Source organism: Streptomonospora salina (assembly GCF_014204715.1).
GTDB classification, from domain to species: domain Bacteria; phylum Actinomycetota; class Actinomycetes; order Streptosporangiales; family Streptosporangiaceae; genus Streptomonospora; species Streptomonospora salina.
In genome coordinates, this window is sequence record NZ_JACHLY010000001.1 from 2,974,788 (window position 1) to 2,991,122 (window position 16,335).

General features: G+C 72.8%; 15 protein-coding genes. 9 read left to right on the plus strand and 6 right to left on the minus strand.

The genetic code is table 11. The features are described from left to right. Positions 1 to 179: 179 nt before the first annotated feature. The 3 genes from HNR25_RS13620 (at position 180) to HNR25_RS13630 (ending at position 2,025) form a co-directional block, all read left to right on the plus strand. Positions 180 to 947: an alpha/beta fold hydrolase gene (locus HNR25_RS13620; RefSeq protein WP_184635613.1), complete on the plus strand. Its 768-nt coding sequence runs from the start codon at positions 180 to 182 to the stop codon at positions 945 to 947. Positions 948 to 1,051: 104 nt separating this feature from the next. Then, positions 1,052 to 1,642 (plus strand): fluoride efflux transporter FluC, encoded by a 591-nt coding sequence (locus HNR25_RS13625; protein WP_184635615.1) that lies wholly within the window; start codon positions 1,052 to 1,054, stop codon positions 1,640 to 1,642. Continuing rightward, positions 1,639 to 2,025, plus strand: a complete 387-nt coding sequence (locus HNR25_RS13630) for a fluoride efflux transporter FluC (protein WP_184635617.1) — start codon at positions 1,639 to 1,641, stop codon at positions 2,023 to 2,025. The genes HNR25_RS13625 and HNR25_RS13630 overlap by 4 nt, the downstream gene beginning before the upstream one ends. Positions 2,026 to 2,042: 17 nt before the next feature. Here the strand turns inward: HNR25_RS13630 and HNR25_RS13635 are convergent, their stop codons facing one another. Beyond that, positions 2,043 to 2,687, minus strand: a complete 645-nt coding sequence (locus HNR25_RS13635; RefSeq protein WP_184635619.1) for a class II aldolase/adducin family protein — start codon at positions 2,685 to 2,687, stop codon at positions 2,043 to 2,045. Positions 2,688 to 3,079: 392 nt separating this feature from the next. On the opposite strand from HNR25_RS13635, the gene HNR25_RS13640 reads away from it, so the two are divergent. The 5 genes from HNR25_RS13640 to HNR25_RS13660 all read left to right on the plus strand — a co-directional run bounded on the left by HNR25_RS13640 (position 3,080) and on the right by HNR25_RS13660 (position 10,528). Then, a complete protein-coding gene (locus HNR25_RS13640; RefSeq protein WP_246464327.1) occupies positions 3,080 to 4,567 on the plus strand; it encodes an aldehyde dehydrogenase family protein in 1,488 nt (495 codons plus the stop codon). 221 nt (positions 4,568 to 4,788) lie between these two features. Then, positions 4,789 to 6,351, plus strand: a complete 1,563-nt coding sequence (locus tag HNR25_RS13645) for a GMC family oxidoreductase (protein WP_184635623.1) — start codon at positions 4,789 to 4,791, stop codon at positions 6,349 to 6,351. A gap of 112 nt (positions 6,352 to 6,463) precedes the next feature. Then, complete coding sequence (locus HNR25_RS13650; protein WP_184635625.1) at positions 6,464 to 7,570, plus strand: quaternary amine ABC transporter ATP-binding protein; 1,107 nt, start codon at positions 6,464 to 6,466, stop codon at positions 7,568 to 7,570. Between the two features lie 2 nt (positions 7,571 to 7,572). Beyond that, positions 7,573 to 9,552: an ABC transporter permease gene (locus tag HNR25_RS13655; RefSeq protein WP_376767498.1), complete on the plus strand. Its 1,980-nt coding sequence runs from the start codon at positions 7,573 to 7,575 to the stop codon at positions 9,550 to 9,552. Continuing rightward, complete coding sequence (locus tag HNR25_RS13660) at positions 9,545 to 10,528, plus strand: glycine betaine ABC transporter substrate-binding protein (RefSeq protein ID WP_184635627.1); 984 nt, start codon at positions 9,545 to 9,547, stop codon at positions 10,526 to 10,528. The genes HNR25_RS13655 and HNR25_RS13660 overlap by 8 nt, the downstream gene beginning before the upstream one ends. A gap of 87 nt (positions 10,529 to 10,615) precedes the next feature. Here HNR25_RS13660 and HNR25_RS13665 read toward each other — a convergent pair whose 3' ends face one another. Both HNR25_RS13665 and HNR25_RS13670 read right to left on the minus strand, forming a co-directional pair. Further along, entirely contained in the window at positions 10,616 to 10,849 is a 234-nt protein-coding gene (locus tag HNR25_RS13665) for a hypothetical protein (protein WP_184635629.1), read from the minus strand. A gap of 122 nt (positions 10,850 to 10,971) precedes the next feature. Then, on the minus strand, positions 10,972 to 12,078 hold the full coding sequence (locus HNR25_RS13670) for a baeRF2 domain-containing protein (RefSeq protein ID WP_184635631.1): 1,107 nt from the start codon (positions 12,076 to 12,078) through the stop codon (positions 10,972 to 10,974). Positions 12,079 to 12,315: 237 nt separating this feature from the next. Between HNR25_RS13670 and HNR25_RS13675 the strand changes: the two genes are divergently transcribed. Then, positions 12,316 to 12,525 (plus strand): hypothetical protein, encoded by a 210-nt coding sequence (locus tag HNR25_RS13675; protein ID WP_184635633.1) that lies wholly within the window; start codon positions 12,316 to 12,318, stop codon positions 12,523 to 12,525. 135 nt (positions 12,526 to 12,660) lie between these two features. On the opposite strand, the gene purL is transcribed toward HNR25_RS13675, so the two are convergent. The 3 genes from purL to purQ all read right to left on the minus strand — a co-directional run bounded on the left by purL (position 12,661) and on the right by purQ (position 16,309). Next, positions 12,661 to 14,961 carry a phosphoribosylformylglycinamidine synthase subunit PurL gene (purL, locus tag HNR25_RS13680; RefSeq protein WP_184635636.1) on the minus strand — a complete coding sequence of 767 codons (2,301 nt, stop codon included), beginning with the start codon at positions 14,959 to 14,961 and terminating at the stop codon, positions 12,661 to 12,663. 76 nt (positions 14,962 to 15,037) lie between these two features. Continuing rightward, positions 15,038 to 15,574 carry a hypothetical protein gene (locus tag HNR25_RS13685; protein ID WP_246463660.1) on the minus strand — a complete coding sequence of 179 codons (537 nt, stop codon included), beginning with the start codon at positions 15,572 to 15,574 and terminating at the stop codon, positions 15,038 to 15,040. 30 nt (positions 15,575 to 15,604) lie between these two features. Beyond that, positions 15,605 to 16,309 carry a phosphoribosylformylglycinamidine synthase subunit PurQ gene (purQ, locus tag HNR25_RS13690; protein ID WP_184635638.1) on the minus strand — a complete coding sequence of 235 codons (705 nt, stop codon included), beginning with the start codon at positions 16,307 to 16,309 and terminating at the stop codon, positions 15,605 to 15,607. Positions 16,310 to 16,335 lie beyond the last annotated feature (26 nt).

Here is a 16,335-nt window from a genome sequence, read left to right on the forward strand (position 1 = left end):
ACGCCGGAACCGGCGTGCGGGCGAACCCGTCGGCGCCGGTAGCGGCGGTGCGGCCGGGGATCGGCCCGGATACGTGGGCCGGAAAGGCCGGGAGCGCGGCCGCCGATCGAACCGCAAACTCCCCCGGCGCGCTGCGCGGTGCCGTTACGCTGGCCACCTGGAGAACCAGGAGGTCGCGCATGGCTGTCGTCGCCCTCCACTACCGCTTCGACGGGCCCCGGCACGCCCCGGTCGTGCTGCTGTTGGCCCCGCCGGGTGCGAAGTGGACGCTGTGGGAGCCGCAGATGCCCGAACTGACCCGGGAACTGCGCGTACTGCGTGTCAACCACCGCGGCCACGGTTCCTCGCCCGCGCCCGGGGGCGACTACACCATGGACGAACTGGGCGCCGACCTGCTGGCGCTGCTGGACGAGTTCGGGTTGGACCGGCTGTCGATCGTGGGGGCCGGCCTCGGCGGAATGCTGGCGACCTGGCTGGCCGCCTCCCACCCGGGGCGGGTGGCGCGGCTGGGCTATGTGGCGGGCACGGCCGCCGTTCCGCGTGAAGGGCCGTGGCAGCGGCTGGCGGAGCGCGCCCGCCGCGACGGAATGGAAGCCGTCGTCGACGAGGCGACCCGCTGCTGGTTCACGCCGACCTTCGCGGAGTACCGCCCCGACGTGGTCAAACGTGTAGCCGAAGAGTTCTCCGGGGTCGCTGCGGCAGGCTTCGCGGGCTGGTGCGCGGCGGGGGCCGGCCTCGATCAGCGCCGCCTGCTGGCCCGGGTGAAGGCGCCGGCGCTGGTCGTCTCCTCGGTACACGACCCGCTGCTGCCGCCCGGCCACGGCCGCCGGCTCGCCCGCGGCCTTCCGCACGCCCGCCTGGAAACCGTTTCGGGAGCCGCCCACCTCGCCGGTGTCGAACGCGCCGACCGCGTCAACGAGTTGCTCACCGAGCACGTGGCCCACTGACGGGGCGAGCGCTCCGTCGCGCCCGGCCCGACGGCGCTGCGACGGTCGGCGGAACCGGACGGGTGCCCGCCGGGGGCGGCCGCGGCGCTGGTAGGACTGGATCCGTGTCCGAACGTCCCGACGCCCCGCACCCCGACGGCGGCGCGTCCGCCCCCGGGGAGGCTTCCGCGGCCGGGCCGGCTCCGCCGTCGGTCGATCCCGACATCGACCTGCACGTGCCGCGCGAGCGCCGCGAGCTGCGCGACGCCCCGTGGGCGGTGCTCGCCGCGGTCTCGCTCGGCGGGGCGCTCGGCGGCGCGGCCCGCAGCGCGCTCGGGCTGGCGCTGCCCCAGGAGGCGGGCGGCGTCCCTTGGGCGACACTGTCCGCCAACCTGTCGGGGTGCCTGCTGATCGGCGTGCTGATGACGGTCCTCGTGCGCGCCCGCCCGGACTCCAAGCTGCTGCGGCCCTTCGCCGGGGTCGGCGTCCTCGGCGGCTACACCACCTTCTCCGCCCACATCGCCGACGTGCGCGGGCTGCTGGAGGCCGGTGTCTGGGCCGGTGCGGTGGGCTACATCGGCGCGACGCTGCTGGGCGGCCTCACCGCGGTGTGGGCGGGCGCCGCGCTGACCGAGTCCCTGCTGGACCGGCGCGCCGCGAAGGCGCGCCCGGGCGCCGGGCGGGGCGGCGGCGAGAACGGGGAGGCGGCGCCGTGACGGTTCTGCTCGCCGCGCTGGGCGCCGCGATCGGCGCTCCGCTGCGCTACCTCGCCGACCGGTTCGTCCAGCAGCACCACGACTCGACGTTCCCCTGGGGGACCCACGCCGCCAACGCCACGGCCTGCCTGCTGCTGGGTACGGTCAGCGGGTTCGCGCTGCCGGAGTGGGCAGCGGCGCTTGTGGCGACCGGTGTCCTCGGCGCCCTGTCGACGTATTCGACGTTCGGCTACGAGACGTTCGCGCTGCTGCGCGCGGGGCGGCGCTTCCTGGCCTTCGCCAACGCCGCCGTGTCGCTTGCGGCCGGACTGGGCGCCCTGCTGATCGGCCTGGCGGTCGCCGCATCGCTGACCGGCGCGGCGTCGCTGACCGGCGCGGCCTGAGCGGGCGGCCGCCGGTTTCAAAGGATGTCGGGCCCCGCCCACGCGTAGGCGTTGCGTTCGCGCACTTCGGCCAGCTCGTCCTCGGACAGGACCCGCGGCTCGCCCAGGCTGCGGGCGCGGAGGTAGACCCCGCACAGCCACTCCAGGAGCCGCGCGTGCTCGAAGGCCTCCTCGGCCCCGGCGCCCACGGCCAGTCCGCCGTGGTTGGCCAGCAGCGCGGCGCGTTTGCCCTTGAGCGCCTTGACCAGGTGGTCGGCCAGCTGCCCGGTGCCGTACGTGGCGTAGTCGGTGACCGGGACCGCACCGCCCAGACGGGCGGCGCTGTGGTGGACCGGGGGGAGCTCGGCGAGTGCGGCGGCGACGACGGCGGCGCTGTCGCCGTAGGCCTGCACGACTGCACCGGCGTCGCCGTTGCGGTAGGCGGCGGTGTGCAGCGTGGTCTCGGCTGCGGGTTCGCGGCGCCCTTCCAGGACTCCGGCTTCGACCGACAGCACCGGGCAGTCGGCGGGCTCGACCTTGTCCAGCGGGACCCCTGCCGGGGTGACCGCCAGGAGGGAGCCGCTGCGGACGCTGACGCTGCCGCCCTCGTCGCGGGCGAGGCCGCAGTCGACGAGCCTGCGGGCGGTCAGGCATACATCGCGGCGTTGTTGCTCCAGCAGCATGGGTCCTCAGCAGTCTCCGGCGCGGCGGTCCGGGATCGGGGACGACGGCGACCCGGCAACCGTTAGGTATGCCTAATCTACATTAACCCGACATGGGGTGCCGCTGTCCAGAGGGCGATCGGCCTGCCGGTCGGCCACCGGGGGTCCGGGCGCCCGGATCGTCGGCGCACCAGGCGGAACGCGATACCGCGATCGTCGGCGACGGCGCAACGGGATGCGTGTGACGAGTCACGAAAGCGCTTTCCGATTTCCGACTGTTTACGCAGCTCAGCTATGGTCTAGCGGTTGACACGCGATGAGTGACGTATCTGCACTGGCCGTATCCGGCCAACCCACCTGGGAAGGAGGGGCCCGTGACCGGGTCTGACCTTCGACTACCGGCCAAGCCCTACCTGTCCGAACCCGGAAAAGCGGGCCCCGAAAGCGAATACATCGACGGTGCCTGGCGCGCCGCGGCCAAGGGCGGCACCCGCGAGGTGCTCGACCCCTACGACGCATCCGTACTGACGGTCGTCAGCGAGGGCGGCGCCGACGACGCCGACACCGCCGTAGCCGCGGCCCGCGCCGCGTTCGACGACGGCGCGTGGGCCCGCCGGCCCGCAGCCGAGCGCGGCCGCATCCTCGACCGCATCGCCGACTTCCTGCAGCGCGACCGCGCCGAGATCGCGCTGATGGAGTCCTTCGACACCGGCAAGACCGTCGACGAGGGCGGCATCGACGTCGACGACGTCACCGCCGTGTTCCGCTACTACGCCGGCCTCGCCGACAAGGACACCGGCCGCGCGGTCTCCACACCCGAAGGCGTCTCCAGCCGCGTCGTCTACGAACCCGTCGGCGTCTGCGCGATGATCACGCCCTGGAACTACCCGCTGCTCCAGCTCGCCTGGAAGATGGCGCCCGCCATCGCCGCCGGCAACACCATGGTGGTCAAGCCCAGCGAAATCACCCCGGTGACCACCTGCAAGCTCGTGGAGCTGTGCACCGAGGCGGGCGTGCCGGCCGGCGTGGCCAACCTGGTGCTGGGCACCGGCGCCGAGGTGGGCTCCGCCCTGGTCGAGCACCCCGGCGTCGACCTCGTCTCCTTCACCGGCGGGCTGGCCACCGGAAAGCGGATCATGGCCTCGGCCGCCGAGACCGTGAAGAAGGTCGCGCTGGAGCTGGGCGGCAAGAACCCCAACATCGTCTTCCCGGACGTCGACCTCGACACGGCGGTCGACTACGCGATGATCGCGGCGTTCTTCCACTCCGGCCAGGTCTGCTCGGCCGGTGCACGGCTGATCGTGCACGAGGACGTCCACGACGCGTTCGTGGCCGAGCTCTGCCGCCGGGCCGAGCGTGTGCGCCTGGGATGCGGCCGAGACGAGAGTGTCCAATGCGGCCCGCTCGTCTCCGCGGAGCACCGCGCCAAGGTCGAGGCCGCCGTCGCGCGCGGCGTCGAGGAAGGCGCCACACCGGCCGTCGGGGGGCGCCGCCCCGACGAGCCCGAGCTGGCCGACGGCTTCTTCTACCGCCCGACCGTCTTCACCGGCTGCCACGGCGGCATGGACATCGTGCAGACCGAAGTCTTCGGGCCCGTCGTCACGGTGGAGACCTTCCGCACCGAGGACGAGGCGATCGCCATCGGCAACGACACCGACTACGGCCTCTCCGGCGCCGTGTGGACCGACGACCCGGGCCGGGGCGAGCGCGTCGCCGCCGGGCTCCGCCACGGCACCGTGTGGATCAACGACTTCGGCCCTTACCTGCCCGGGGCCGAATGGGGCGGATTCAAGCGTTCGGGCGTGGGCCGCGAACTGGGCCACGCCGGCCTGGACGAGTACCGCGAGGCCAAGCACATCTACCGCAACCTGGCCCCCGAGCCCCAGCGCTGGTTCGACTGAGCCCGCGGGGGCGCGCACGCCGCGCCCCCGCGCCGTCGCCGCGCTCGTCTCCACCTCCACCCCCTACCGCCGGCTAACTGCCCGCGGCACGCGTTCCGTAGGCCCGCACGGGCCGCACGGGCCGCGGCGCGGTTCCGCCGGCGGTCGCGTCCGCCTGTGCCGCACCGCCCGGCGGCCGCCCTGCGCCATGTCCCCATCCCCTCCCAGAAGGAGTTGTTCAGGTGTCCGCACGCGATAACGACACGACCCACGAATACGACTACGTCATCGTCGGCGGCGGAACCGCGGGCTCGGTGATCGCCAACCGGCTCACCGAGGACCCCGCCACCAGCGTGTGCGTCATCGAGGGCGGCCCCTCCGACCAGGGCCTGCAACGCGTACTGCGCCTCAAAGACTGGCTGGACCTGCTCGAAAGCGACCTCGACTACGCCTACCCCACCGTCGAACAGCCCCGCGGCAACTCCCACATCGTCCACTCCCGCGCCCGCGTCCTGGGCGGCTGCTCCTCCCACAACACCCTGATCAGCTTCCGCCCCTTCCCCCGGGACCTGGACGACTGGGTCGCCGCCGGCGCCCACGGCTGGGACAACGCCACCGTCCAGTCCTACGCCGACCGGCTCAAGAACAACATCACCCCCGTCGCCCCCCACCACCGCAACCCGATCGTCGCCGACTGGATCACCGCCGCCGCGGCCGCCACCGGCGCCCCCGTCATCGAGGACTTCAACGCCGAAACCTCCCACCGCGGCGGATTCAGCCAGGGCGCGGGCTTCCTCCCGGTCTCCTACGACCCCCACACCGGCCACCGGTCCTCGGCCTCGGTGGCCTACCTCCACCCGATCACGGGCCTGCGCGCCAACCTCGCCCTGATGCTGGAAACCCGCGCCTACGAACTGGTGCTGGAGGGCGAGCGGGCCACGGGCGTGCGGGTCGCGACCGCCGACGGCGAGCGGCGCACCGTCACCGCCCGAAACGAGGTCGTGCTGTGCGCGGGGGCGATCGACACGCCGCGGCTGCTGATGCTCTCGGGCGTGGGCCCGGCCGCCGACCTGGCCGCGGCCGGCGTCGGGGTGCGCCACGACCTGCCCGGGGTGGGCGAGAACCTGCTGGACCACCCCGAGTCCGTCATCATGTGGGAGACCGCCCGCGAGGTGCCCGACACCACGGTGATGTCCTCCGACGGCGGCCTGTTCGTGCGCCGCGACGCCTCCGACCCGCGCCCGGACCTGATGTTCCACATCTACCAGGTGCCCTTCGACGACAACACGGCCCGGTTGGGCTACGACTCCCCGGGCCCGCGCAACGCGATCTGCATGACGCCCAACGTCCCCCGGTCGCGTTCGCGCGGGAAGATGTGGCTGCGCAGCGCCGACCCGGAGGAGAAGCCGGCGCTGGACTTCCGCTACTTCACCGATCCCGGCGACTACGACGCCGCCACGATCGTGGACGGGCTGCGCATCGCCCGGGAGATCGCGGCGACCGAGCCGTTCGCGTCCTGGATCGAGCGGGAGGTGGCGCCGGGGCCGTCGGTGGCCACCGACGCGGAGTTGTCGGAGTTCGGGCGGCGGGCCGCGCACACGGTGTATCACCCCGCGGGCACGTGCCGGATGGGGGCCGCGGACGATCCCGGCGCCGTGGTCGATCCGCGGTTGCGGGTGCGGGGCCTGTCGGGGCTGCGGGTGGCCGACGCGTCGGTGTTTCCCACGATGCCCTCGCCCAACCCGATGGTGACCGTGTTGACGGTGGGCGAACGCGCCGCCGACCTCATCCGCGCCGACCACTGACCCCACCGCACCGCGTCCCGGTCCCGGCGAACCCGCTGCCGGACCGAACACCGGGCCGCGCCGCAGAACCCTACCCGGGGCGGCGCGACCGATCAGAGGAGCGACCCTTCCGATGAACTCTCCAGCAGAGTCCACCGCACGACCGCAAAGCGCCGGATCCGGCGCAGAACCCAGAATCTCCGTCCGCAACATGTGGAAGGTCTTCGGCAAGAACGCCGGATCGGTGGTCGGCACCGACCTGGCCGAACAGGACCGCGAGACCGTCCGCGCGCGCACCGGCGCCACCGTCGCCGTACGCGACATGACCTTCGACGTGCACCCCGGCGAGACCTTCGTCGTGATGGGCCTGTCCGGATCGGGCAAGTCCACCCTGGTGCGCTGCATGACCCGGCTGATCGAACCGACCTCCGGAACCATGCTGCTGGACGGCGAAGACGTCGCCACGTGCGCACCGCGGCGCCTGCGCGAACTCCGCCGCAGCAGAATGTCGATGGTCTTCCAGCACTTCGGTCTGCTGCCGCACCGGCGCATCATCGACAACGTCGCCTACGGCCTGGAGGTGCGCGGCACCCCCCGCGCCGAGCGTTACGCCCGTGCCCGCGCGATGATCGAGATGGTCGGCCTGGCCGGCAACGAGGAATCCCGCCCCGGCCAGCTCAGCGGCGGTATGCAGCAGCGCGTCGGCCTCGCCCGCGCACTGGCCGCGGACCCCGAGGTGCTGCTGTTCGACGAACCCTTCAGCGCCCTGGACCCGCTGATCCGCCGCGACATGCAGGAAGAGGTCCTGCGGCTCCAGCGCGAGCTGCACAAGACCGCGGTGTTCATCACCCACGACCTGTCCGAAGCACTGAAACTGGGCGACCGCATCGCGATCATGCGCAACGGCGCGCTCGCGCAGATCGGTACCCCCGAGGACCTCGTGGGCAACCCCGCCGACGACTACGTCCGCGACTTCGTCAAGGACGTCTCCCGCACCACGGTGCTGACCGCGAGCAGCCTCGCGCGCCCGGCCCGCGGCGACGAACCCACCGACGGTCCGGTCGTGCGCGCCGGCACCGTCGTGGGCGACATCGTCGCACCGCTCGCCGGCGGGACCGCTCCGCTGCGTGTCGTCGACCCCGACGGCGCCGTGCTGGGTTACGTGGGGCGCGAAGACGTGCTCCGGCTCGTGGCCGAGGACAGCGCGCGGGCGGCGGACACGCCCGCCGCGGGGGTGTGAGCGTGAGCACCGACACCGACACCGCCCGCGGCTCGGCAGCGCCCGCCGGAACGGCCGCCGCCGCGGCTTCTGCCCCCGCGGGGCGCCCCCGCCGCGCAGGGCTGCCCGCCTGGGCGCGACGCCCCTGGATCGCGGCCGTGCTGGTCGCCGCCGTGCTGGTGGCGGCCGCCCTGCTGCCGCTGCCCCAGAGCGTGACCGCGTTCCCGTCCGGCCCCGGCGCCCGGGTGGACGGCGTGCTCAACGACGTCTACGACTGGGCCGTCGCCAACCGCGACAGCAGCCCTGTGTTCATCTACGGGTTCAACTACCTGTCGGTGCTGCTGGGCTCGGCCGTGGTGTGGATCGAGACCCTGCTGCAGGCCCTGACCTGGCCGGGCGTCATGGTGCTGGGCCTGCTCGCTTCCTGGCGCGCCGCCGGACGGCGCGCGATGCTCGTCGTGCTGGCCGCCTTCGCGGTCTTCGGTGTGACCGGGCTGTGGGACGCCGCCATGACCACGCTCGCGCTGATCACCGCATCCGTGGCACTGGCGCTGATCGTGGGCCTGCCGCTGGGCATCGCCTCGGGCCGCAGCGACCGCGTCGAGCGCGCGCTGCGCCCCGTGCTGGACTTCATGCAGGTCATGCCCGCATTCGCGTACCTGATGCCGATGCTGCTGCTGTTCGGTATCGGCAACCCGGCTGCGGCCGTGGCCACGGCGGTCTACGCATTGCCTCCGTCGGTGCGCATCACCTCTATGGCGCTGCGCAGCGTCGACGGCGGCGCCGTCGAGGCCGCCGCCTCGCTGGGTTCCACCGGACTGCAGACCCTGCTGAAGGTGCGGCTGCCCATGGCCAAGCGCACCATCATGCTGGGCGTCAACCAGACCATCATGCTCGGCGTATCCATGGTCGTCATCGCCTCGGTGATCGGGGCCGGCGGCCTGGGCGACGCCATCTACCAGTCGCTGTCGAAGGTCGACGTCGGCGGCGCGCTGGAGGCCGGACTGGCCATCGTCATGCTGGCGATCGCCATGGACCGGGTCACCGCCGGAGTGGGCGCCGGCAGCGACGGCGCCCCGACCGCGCTCCGCAGCCCGTGGCTGCGCGCCGGCGCCTACGTGCTCGCCGCAGCGGCGGTGGCCGGGGCGGCGGCGCTGCGCATCGACGACTGGCCCCAGCAGCTGCGGCTGTACACGGCCGGTCCGGTCAACCGCTTCAACGACGCCTTCGCCGACGCCGTCGGAGGCGTCACCACCGCTATCGGGGACGGCACCGTCGTGTGGGTCCTGGATCCGCTGCGGGCCGTGCTCACCCAGTCGCCGTGGTGGCTGGTCGTGCTGGCCGCGGCCGTGCTCGGCCGGGTGTTCTCCGGCCGGCGCGCCGCCGCCACCGGCGCCGTCGCGCTCACGCTCGTGGGCCTGATGGGCCGCTGGGGCAACGCCATGGACACGCTCTCGCAGGTGCTGGTGGCCGCGGTCGCCGTGCTGGCACTGGGCATGGCGATCGGCATCGCCATGTCGCGCAGCGACACGCTCGCGGCGTTCCTGCGGCCGGTCCTGGACGCGATGCAGACCCTGCCCCCGTTCGTATACCTCATCCCCGCCGTCGTGCTCTTCAGCGTCGGCCGCGTGCCCGCCCTCGTGGCGGCGCTGGTCTTCGCTCTGCCGCCGGTCATCCGACTGGTCAACGACGGCATCCGGGGAGTCCCGCAGAACACCGTGGAGGCCGCTTCGGTCATGGGATCGACCTCGGGCCAGCTGCTGGCCAAGGTCGAACTCCCCCTCGCCCGGTCGTCCCTGCTGCTCGCCGTGAACCAGGCGATCATGCTCATCCTGTCGATGGTCGTCATCGGCGCCCTCGTGGGCGGCGGTGCGCTCGGCTACGGCGTGGTGTTCGGACTCAAGCAGAACGAGTTCGGACTCGGACTGACTTCGGGCCTGGCCATCGTGTGCCTGGGCATTCTCCTCGACCGACTCACTCAAGGTAGGAAAACCGATGCATAAGACACTCACCCGATTCGCCGGTCCCGCACTGCTCAAGGGAGCGGCTGTGGCCGCCGGGCTCACGCTGGCGACGACCTCGTGCGCCGCCACCAGCGGCGACGTCTCCTCCGGAGGCTCCGGCGACGACACCGTCCGCATCGCCGTCAACGGCTGGGTCGGCTACGAGGCGTCCGCCGCCGTGCTGACCCACCTGCTCGAAAACGAGCTGGACGTCGACGTCGAGCAGAAGCAGATCGACGAGCAGCCGTCCTGGCAGGGCCTCAACGACGGCGACCTGGACATGATCGTGGAGAACTGGGGCCATGAGGACCTCATGGCCCAGTACGGCCCGGACGGCAACGACAGCGTCGTCGACGGCGGCTCCACCGGCAACATCGGGACGCTGGGCTGGTACCTGCCCCAGTACATGGTCGACGAGCACCCCGAGCTCGCGACCTGGGAGGGTGTCAAGGAGAACACCGACCTGTTCCAGACGCCCGAGAGCGGCGACAAGGGCGAGTTCCTTGCGGCCGACCCCGCGTTCGTCACCCAGGACCAGGGCATGATCAACCACTTCGACATGGACCTGAAGATCGTGCACGCCGGCTCCGAGGCCGCCCAGATCTCGGAGATGCGCAAGCGCTACGAGAGGGAGGAGCCCTTCCTCTCCTACTTCTACGAACCGCAGTGGCTGCATAACCACATCGACATGGCCAAGGTCGAGTTCCCGGAGCATACCGAGGGCTGCGCGGACGACGAGGACGACGTCTCCTGCGACTACCCCGAGTACGACCTGAACAAGATCTTCCGCACGGGCTTCGCCGAGGACGACTCCCCGGCCTACCGCATGCTGGAGAACTGGAACTGGTCCAACGCCGACCAGGACGCGGTCGCGACCCTGATCGCCGACGAGGGCATGTCGTCCGAGAAGGCCGCCGCGACCTGGGCCGAGGAGAACACCGACGTCTGGCAGGAGTGGATCCCCGCAGACGCCTGACGGCGATCCGCGCTCCGCGGGCCGCCGAGTCCGCGGCCCCGGCGTGAACGCCGGGCGCCGAGCCGGGACCGGTACGCCGGTCCCGGCTCAGCGCCGTTCGTGGCGGCGGCGCACAACGACCCGGTAGACGTTCAGCGCCGCCGCGGCGGCTCCCGCCGACAGCACAACGGTCAGCGGCGCCGAACCCAGCACCGCCGCCAGCACGGCGCCCCCTACCAGCACGACCAGCCCGAACACCGCCAGAACGAGCCGGAAGAGCAGCGGGCTGGCCGGGCGCTCATGGCTGCCCACCGGCCCCTTGAGACTTCCGCGGCGACGCATGTCCGCCTGCCCTCCTGCGACGACCCGGGAGCCGCCGCGCGTCCGATCCTCGCCACCGGCCTTCCCGCTCCGATCCGTGTCGTAGCGGCCCGCGTGCGCCGCACCGCGACCGCCCGGACGGGTCAGGACGCCGGGGAGAACCGCAGGAACGCGCCCACACCCTCCTGCGCATCGCCGGGCTCCGGAAGCCGGGTGAACGCCGCGCTGGTGGCCTGAGCGGCGCGCAGCAGCAGCGAGCCGGCCGGTGCCTCGAACGCCTCGGCGGGATCGGTCAGCCGGTCGCGGCGCTCGGCCGCCTCCAACGGATCCGACGCCGACGCCCACAGTGTCGGCTCGCCGGCGCGGTCACCGGACAGCAGCAGGCGGCTCACCCGGCCCGACCGCAGCGCTTCGCACGTCGCGGCGAGCCCCTGCACGGCCCGCCCTTCCCGGCCGAGGTCCTGAGAGAACTCCTCCAGCAGACCCGACCGCAGGATCAGCGCGGTACGGCGCAGTCCTTCCTCCACGGATTTGCGCAGATCGGCGACGGCGTCCGGGGCGCCGTGGCCGCCGCCGGAGATCTCGATGAGCATCTCGGCCGTGCCGCGGGCGAGATGCTCGCGCACCTTGCCCAGGGCACGCTCCTCGCCGCCGACGAACACCGCCGCCGCCTGGACGGCCTGGACGGCCTCCTCCACGTCGCGGGCGACCTCGGCGGCGTTGGCGAACCCCGCCTCCTCGGTGTGGCGGTGCCGGTGCTTCCGCCGCCGGCCCCCCGCGGGCTCCTTGTTGACATGCAGTGTCGCGCCGCTCGTGTGCCGCTCTTCGGACAGGTCGCCGCAGGCAGGGTAGGCGTAGACGTCGGCGCCTTCACGATCCGCGGCCACCACCACGTAGGGCAGGCTGTCGTCGAGGTCGCAGACGAGCTCGACGGGGTCGGGCACCGGAAGCAGGGACGCGCGGTCCTCCGGCGGCGGGCCCGAAAGGGTGTAGGCCGCGATCAGCCCGCCGTCCCCGGCGAACAGCGCCTCACCCTGCGGGCCCGGGACGTCCGGCGTCCCGCCCGCCGCGGAGTCGAGCGCCTTCAGCGTCGCCTCGGCGGCGCCGCTCTCCGACAACTCCTCCCGGAGTCCGCGCCATCGCAGACCGATCTCGTGCGCGGGGTGGTCCACGGCGCGGGTGGTGTCCATGCACACCGATGCGACCGGCCCCGGAGCACGGTACAGCGGTTCCAGAAATCGCAGATCCATGTGGTCGGACCGCAGCCGAACGGCCCCTTCACCTCCCGACGCCGCTGTCCTGTGGCTGGCAACGCGGTCGCATCCGGCGCACCGCCGGACCGTCCCGTCGGCTCCACTGCCCGAGGCGGCAGGCCGCATGCGGAGCCCGGCGGGGCGTCCGGCGCTGTTTGCCCGGATGGGGCGGCGGGTAGCCGCTCGGCGTGTAAGCAGCAACGACTGCGCCGACGACCGGCATGGAGGCGCGCGATGGCACAAGGCAGCGACAAGCACGGCCCGAAGCTCGACGACGAGATCGAGCGCGAGATGCAGGGCGTGCTGAAGGGCGACAAGCCCACCCGCGTCCAGGAAGAGCAGGAGCCGGAGCCCACCGTCACCGACGAAGGGGAAGCGGCCACCGACCCTGCGGCCATCGACGACGACGCCGAACTGCCGGAGGACGAGCGCCGCGGCCGGTAACCGCCCCGGGGCGGGCCTCGTAGAGCGCATCCACGGCCCCGCGGCCCGAGGCCGGCGACCGGTGGAGCGGGGGCCCGGGCGGTCCCCGGGGCCCGGCACCGGCACCGCCTTCCAGGGCACCGGCCCCTTCAGCGTTTACGCGTCCTTCAGGGCCTCCGGCAGCGTCGATCCGTGGGCGGTGCGCACGGTCTCCAGGTCGACGCTGAACCCGCCTTCCGCGTGGGTGACGGTCACCGACGTGCCGCCCACGATCCCGATCTCGGCCGCGGGCACGTGGTGTGTGCGGCACAACCGGGCGAAAGCGCCCTCGTCCTCGGAATCCACGACCACGATCGCGCGGGCGCCCGACTCGCTGAACAGCGCGGTGAACGGGTCCTCGCCCAGGTGCACCGAGCAGCCCACCCCGCCGCGCAGCGCCGATTCCGCCAGTGCGACGGCCAGGCCGCCGTCGGAGAGGTCGTGGGCGGCCGTCAGCAGCTGCTCGTCGACGGCCGCGGCCAGCAGGCGGGCCAGAGCCGCCTCGGCGCCCAAGTCGACCTGGGGCGGCAGCCCGCCGAGGTGGCCGTGGACGACCTCGGCCCAGACCGAACCGCCCACCTCCTCGGCAGTGCGGCCCAGCAGCATGATGCGCGAGCCCTCGCCGTGCCGCGGGAACGCGCTGGTCGGCCGCGAGTGGACGTCGTCGATCACGCCCAGCACCCCGATGACCGGGGTGGGATTGATCGCGGTGTCGCCGGTCTGGTTGTAGAAGCTGACGTTGCCGCCGGTGACCGGGGTGCCCAGCTTCTGGCAGGCGTCGGCGAGGCCCCGGGTGGATTCGGCGAACTGCCACATCACACCGGGGTCCTCCGGCGAGCCGAAGTTCAGGCAGTTGGTGACCGCCAGCGGCCGGGCCCCGGAGGCGGCGACGCTGCGGTAGGCCTCGGCGAATCCGGCCTGGGTGCCGGTGTAGGGGTCCAGGCGCGCATAGCGGCCGTTGCCGTCGGTGGCCAGCGCGATGCCGCGGCCTCCGTCCGCGCCCAGCCGGATCATGCCGGAGTCGTGCGGCGCCGAGAGCACGGTGTCGCCGCGGACGTAGCTGTCGTACTGCTCGGTGACCCACGAGGGGTCGCACACGCCGGGGGCCGCGAGCACGTCGAGCAGCTGCGCGCGCAGCTCCTCGTCCCCGCGGGGCCGCTCCAAGGCGTCGGGGGTATCGGCCTGCAGCGCGTCCTGCTCGGCGGGGCGCGCGTACGGGCGCTCGTAGACCGGGCCCTCGTCGGAGGCGGTACGCGGCGGCAGGTCCACCACCGTCTCGCCGTTCCAGGTCATCACCAGGCGCCCGCCGCGTGCGGCCTCCTCGGGCGTGACGTCGGTGACCTCGCCGATGACACTGGCCTGCACGCCCCACGTGCCGCAGGTGTCCATGAACGCGTCGAGGCTGCCCGGTTCGACGACGGCCATCATCCGTTCCTGCGACTCGCTCATCAGGATCTCCTCCGGAGTGAGCGTGGAGTCGCGCAGCGGCACCCGGTCGAGCTCGATGCGCATGCCGCCGGTGCCGCCGGCGGCGAGCTCGGTGGTGGCGCAGGAGACCCCGGCCGCGCCGAGGTCCTGCACGCCCACCACCAGCCCGTCGCGGAACAGCTCCAAGCTGCATTCCACCAGGAGCTTCTCCAAGAACGGGTCGCCCACCTGCACGCTGGGCCGCTTGGTGTGGCTCTCGTCGTCGAAGTTGGCGCTGGCCAGCACCGACGCGCCGCCGATGCCGTCGGGACCGGTGGTGGCGCCGAACAGCACCACCTTGTTGCCCGGGCCCGGCGCCTGGGCGAGCTGGATGTCGTCGTGGTCGAGCACGCCCACGCACAGGGCGTTGACCAGCGGGTTTCTGGCGTATCCGGCGTCGAACCCCAGCTCGCCGCCGATGTTGGGCAGTCCCAGGCAGTTGCCGTAGAAGGAGATGCCCGAGACCACCCCGGGCAGCACGCGGCGGGTGTCGGGGGCCTCCAGCGGGCCGAACCGCAGCGCGTCCATCACCGCTACGGGCCGTGCGCCCATCGTCAGGATGTCGCGGACGATGCCGCCCACGCCTGTGGCCGCGCCCTGGTGCGGCTCGACGAAGGAGGGGTGGTTGTGCGACTCGATCTTGAAGGTGACGGCGCGGCCGTCACCGACGTCGACCACGCCCGCGTTCTCGCCCATCCCGACCAGCAGCGCGTCGCTGTGCGGCGCCTTCTCCCCGAACTGGCGCAGGTGGACCTTGGAGCTCTTGTAGGAGCAGTGCTCGCTCCACATCACCGAGTAGATCGCCAGTTCGGCGGCGGTGGGGCGGCGGCCCAGGATGGTGCGGATGCGCGCGTACTCGTCGTCGGCCACACCCAGCTCGGCGTAGGGCTGGTCGGTATCGGGGGTGTGCTGCGCGGCGGCGACGGTGTCCGGCCGGGGCTGTTCGGGCATGCGGTGTTTTCCGTTCAGGGCGTGCTCGGCGGGGCGGTTGCGGTTCGGGTGCGGACACGGGCTCCGGCCGCAGGGGTCAGGAACCGGGCTCCTGGGCGTTCATCAGCATCAGGCCGGCGCTGGCTTCGGGCGCGTCGACCGGGGTGGCCGTGATCAGCACCTGCCCGTCGGTGAGGTAGCTCTCGCCGAGCGGGACGTCGTCGGGGTCGGCCTCGTTGTCCGGCAGCACCCGTCCCCAGCCTTCGTCGAGCAGGTGGTTGAAGACGGTTTCGATCGCCTGCTCGGTGGCCTCGTCGGAGCCCTGCTCCGCGCTGCCGTCCTCGACGGAGACGCCGACGACCCGCACGCACTCCACGTCGGGGCACTGTTGGCCGAAGTCGGAGTAGGAGGTGCCGTCGGGGGCGTCGCCGAGCCGGTCGAGCGGGGGCGCCGCCGCCGGCGAGGAGACGCTTCCCGGCGGTCCGGTCTGCCCCGCCGCCGGGGCGGGGCCGGGGTCGGGCCTGTTGAGCGCCCGGAACAGGCCCACCGCCCCGGTGGAGACCAGTGCCACGGTGACCACGGCAGCGAGTACCACCATGGTCACTCGCGACCGCAGCTGGTCCATCAAGCGCATACCGTCTCCCGGACGTCGCGTGGGCGGTCGTCAGCCGGTCGCGGCAGGCGCCGCGGTGCTGGATTCCAAATGCGCGAGGAGGGAGGTGAAGAAGTCGAGCCCGTCGGTCGAGGGGCCGGTCAGTTCCTCCACGGCGTGTTCGGGGTGGGGCATCAGGCCCACCACGTTGCCGGGCCCGTTGCATACGCCGGCGATGCCGCGGTGTGCGCCGTTGGGCGCCTCCCCCGTGTAGCGGGCGACCACGCGGCCCGAGCGCTCCAGCTCGTCCAGCGTGGCGTCGTCGGCGACGAAATTGCCCTCGCCGCTCTTGAGGACGATGCGGACTTCCTCGCCTTCGGTGTAGCGGTTGGTCCAGGCCGTGTCGGTGGACTCGATCCGCACCCTCTGAGGGCGGTTGATGAACCGCAGCGAGCTGTTGCGGGTGAGTGCGCCGGGCAGCAGGCGGCTTTCGCACAGGATCTGGAAACCGTTGCAGATGCCCAGGACCGGAAGCGCGCCCGAGCGGGCTGCGGGCACCAGCTCGTTCATGACCGGGGCGAAGCGGGCGATGGCGCCGCAGCGCAGGTAGTCGCCATAGGAGAAGCCTCCGGGCAGCACGACGGCGTCGACGCCCTGCAGGTCGGGGTCGTCGTGCCAGAGCGGCACGGGACGGGCGCCGGCGATGCGGACGGCGCGTTGGGCGTCCCTGTCGTCGAGGGAGCCGGGGAAGGTGACGACGCCCACACGGGCTGTCATGGGCACTCTCCGGGTACGGGTCGGAT

What these genes read in the sequence shown, in the direction of transcription:
- HNR25_RS13665 (WP_184635629.1), bottom strand. Translation starts at nt 10,849, where the DNA reads ATGCGTCGCCGCGGAAGTCTCAAGGGGCCGGTGGGCAGCCATGAGCGC.
- purQ (WP_184635638.1), bottom strand. Translation starts at nt 16,309, where the DNA reads ATGACAGCCCGTGTGGGCGTCGTCACCTTCCCCGGCTCCCTCGACGAC.
- purL (WP_184635636.1), bottom strand. Translation starts at nt 14,961, where the DNA reads ATGCCCGAACAGCCCCGGCCGGACACCGTCGCCGCCGCGCAGCACACC.
- HNR25_RS13675 (WP_184635633.1), top strand. Translation starts at nt 12,316, where the DNA reads ATGGCACAAGGCAGCGACAAGCACGGCCCGAAGCTCGACGACGAGATC.
- HNR25_RS13635 (WP_184635619.1), bottom strand. Translation starts at nt 2,687, where the DNA reads ATGCTGCTGGAGCAACAACGCCGCGATGTATGCCTGACCGCCCGCAGG.
- HNR25_RS13620 (WP_184635613.1), top strand. Translation starts at nt 180, where the DNA reads ATGGCTGTCGTCGCCCTCCACTACCGCTTCGACGGGCCCCGGCACGCC.
- HNR25_RS13660 (WP_184635627.1), top strand. Translation starts at nt 9,545, where the DNA reads ATGCATAAGACACTCACCCGATTCGCCGGTCCCGCACTGCTCAAGGGA.
- HNR25_RS13685 (WP_246463660.1), bottom strand. Translation starts at nt 15,574, where the DNA reads ATGCGCTTGATGGACCAGCTGCGGTCGCGAGTGACCATGGTGGTACTC.
- HNR25_RS13670 (WP_184635631.1), bottom strand. Translation starts at nt 12,078, where the DNA reads ATGGATCTGCGATTTCTGGAACCGCTGTACCGTGCTCCGGGGCCGGTC.
- HNR25_RS13650 (WP_184635625.1), top strand. Translation starts at nt 6,464, where the DNA reads ATGAACTCTCCAGCAGAGTCCACCGCACGACCGCAAAGCGCCGGATCC.